Below are 2,438 nucleotides of genomic sequence, written 5' to 3' on the forward strand. Positions count from 1 at the left end.
TCGGCCCTCACCTGCGCGATCCAACGAGTCATCGACGACCTGGAGACSSCCCAGCAATACGCCGCGTTCAGCAACAGCCCGTAGGAAGTTGAAGTCGATCAGGTCGGCGGCGGCTCGATATCGCACTCCGCGCGAACGCCGCGCCGGACGTCCAGGGTCTCGGGATGCTCCGGGCCGAGCCGGGCGCTGAGCGCTGCCACGGCCGCCGCAAGGTCCTCTCTGCCTCGTTCCGTCTCGCCGTCGGCGATCAGGTCGAACGCCGCGTTGACGGCGCAGAGCAGGGTGTACGGGTGGTCGAGACCCCGCGAACTGCGGGAGATGTTCAGGGTCTCAGTGGACAAGCGGCGGGCGCCGGCGTGGTCGTGCGCCAGCGCCAAGTCGTTGGCGAGATTGTTCGCCGCGCACAGCGTGTATCCGTGCTCGGCGCCGATCCTCTCGACCATCACCCGATGGGTCGTTTCGTCCAACTGCCGCGCGCCGTCGAGATCACCGAGCGCACGAAGAATCACGGCGACGTTGATGGCCGCCGTGAGATACAGCGGGTGTTGGTCGCCGAACGTGCGCCCGTACCGAGACAGGGCGTCAGTGGCCAGTGAGCGGGCCTCGCGGAGTTGGCCGACCACGCGCAGCGTGTTCGCGTAGGTCATGGTCGCCGCGAGCGAGTGCTCGTGGTCGGCGCGGTAGCGTGCCGAGCAGTCTCGGTAGTTCTCCCGAGCCTCGTGCAGTGCTTCGGCGTACTGCCCGGTCTTGCGCAGCGCTATCGCCAGTGTGCGTGCGGCCCAGAGGATATGCGGGTGCTTCGGGTTGCGCATGACACGTCGGAAGGGTGGTAGCACCCGCCGTTGTAGCGCGAGCGCTTCGTCGTAACGGCCGAGTCCGTACAGGTCACGAGCGAGATTCGACTGGGCGAAGAGGAGATGCCGGTTTTGCTCGGAAACCGTCTCCTCCCAGGCGCGCACGATCGCTTCATCGATGCTGTAGGCCTCGGTGAAGCGGCTCAGCATCCGGAGGTTGACGGCGAGGTTGCCGCGGATGTTCAGCGTTTCCGGATCGGCAGCACTGAAGACCGACTCAGCGCGTTGAACGGTGTCGGTGTCGAGCTCCAAGGCCTTTTCGAGATCCCCGGCCACCCGCCGCAAGGGAGTGACCGTCTTGGCGGACAACAGCGTGTGCTCGTGGTTCGGTCCGAAACGTTCGCTGTTTTGAAACCGCAGCAATGTGTTTTCAGCCAGCTCCTGTGCCCGCTCGTTGATGCCCAGCGACAGCAGCGCGTTGGCGAGGTGTCGGCTCGCCAGCAGCGTCAGCTCGCCGTCCGGCCCGATGTCGGGAGCGTCGGACGGCTCCGCCCAGACGCCGAGGGCCTCCTCGCCGAGCCGGCGGGATCCCTCGTAGTCGCCGATCACCCACAGGTAACGAATCTGGTCGAGGACGACTCGGCGGCCGTCCTCGAAGTCGGCGTGGATCAGGCCGGCGGGCTGCACATGCGGGCCTACTTCCGCATGCGTGCGGCTCGTTTGCTCGTCGTCGGGAAAACCCGGATTGGCGGCCGCCAGGAGGCGTTGCACGTTGGACCGGCTCTGCACCGTCTGTTCCGGGGTCAGCTCGTCGCGCATCACCAGCTGGAAGAGGCGGTGCACCTGGATGCGGCTCTCCGCGTCGACCTTGGCGAGGCCGTACTTGCGCAGGTCGCGGACCGTGCGACCGAGCGGGATGGGATCGCGCAAGGCGGGTCCGAGCGGCGCCGAGAGCCCGGCGTCCTTGCCGCGACGCAGCAAGTCGACAGAGATCGGCTCGGCGCCGAAGAACGCGAACATCTCCAACAGCTGGCCCGCCGCCGGCGCGTCGCGGATCAGCCGCTGGTAGGCGAGCTTGACCAGCGCCGCGATGGTCGTGGGGTATGCCGTGGGGTTGCCCTCGTTGAGCAGCTCGCTCAGGTGTTCGTCGAGGAGCTCGAGATATTCCGGGACCGGCATGCCCGTCGCGGTCTGCCAGGAGGCAGCCTGGTCGAGGGCGAGCGGGAGGTCGCCGAGTCGCTCCGCGAGGCGGTCCGCGTCGGCGAATGAGATGTCGGTGCCGCGCTTGCGGACCAGCGTCACGCTCTCCTGGCGTTCGAAGATGTTGACCTCGATGGCGCCCCAGACGTTTGACCACGTCTGGTTTCGGGAGGTGAGGATGACGTGTCCGCCGCTCGAGGGAATCAGCGACGAGATGTCGTCGGGCTCCGTCGCATTGTCGTAGACCAGCAGCCAGCGCAGGCTGGTCGAGCTCAGGGCGTCGATCACCAGGGAGGACGCCTGCATCAGGTCCTCGGTTACCGGCACACCGAGGACGCGGCCCAGGTCGACCAGGGACTGCAGGACGAGGGACTGCTGCTCGGACGGGATCCACCAGACCAGGTCGTAGCGGTCGGCGAAACGGTAGGCGTATTCCACCGCGAG

General features: G+C 67.2%; 1 protein-coding gene. It reads right to left on the reverse strand.

What is annotated here, in order from left to right; all coding sequences use genetic code 11:
* Positions 1 to 98 precede the first annotated feature (98 nt).
* A partial coding sequence (gene fxsT / locus DMB66_RS58630) for an FxSxx-COOH system tetratricopeptide repeat protein (protein WP_148112929.1) occupies positions 99 to 2,438 on the reverse strand: 2,340 nt, incomplete at its 5' end.

Source organism: Actinoplanes sp. ATCC 53533 (assembly GCF_003947245.1).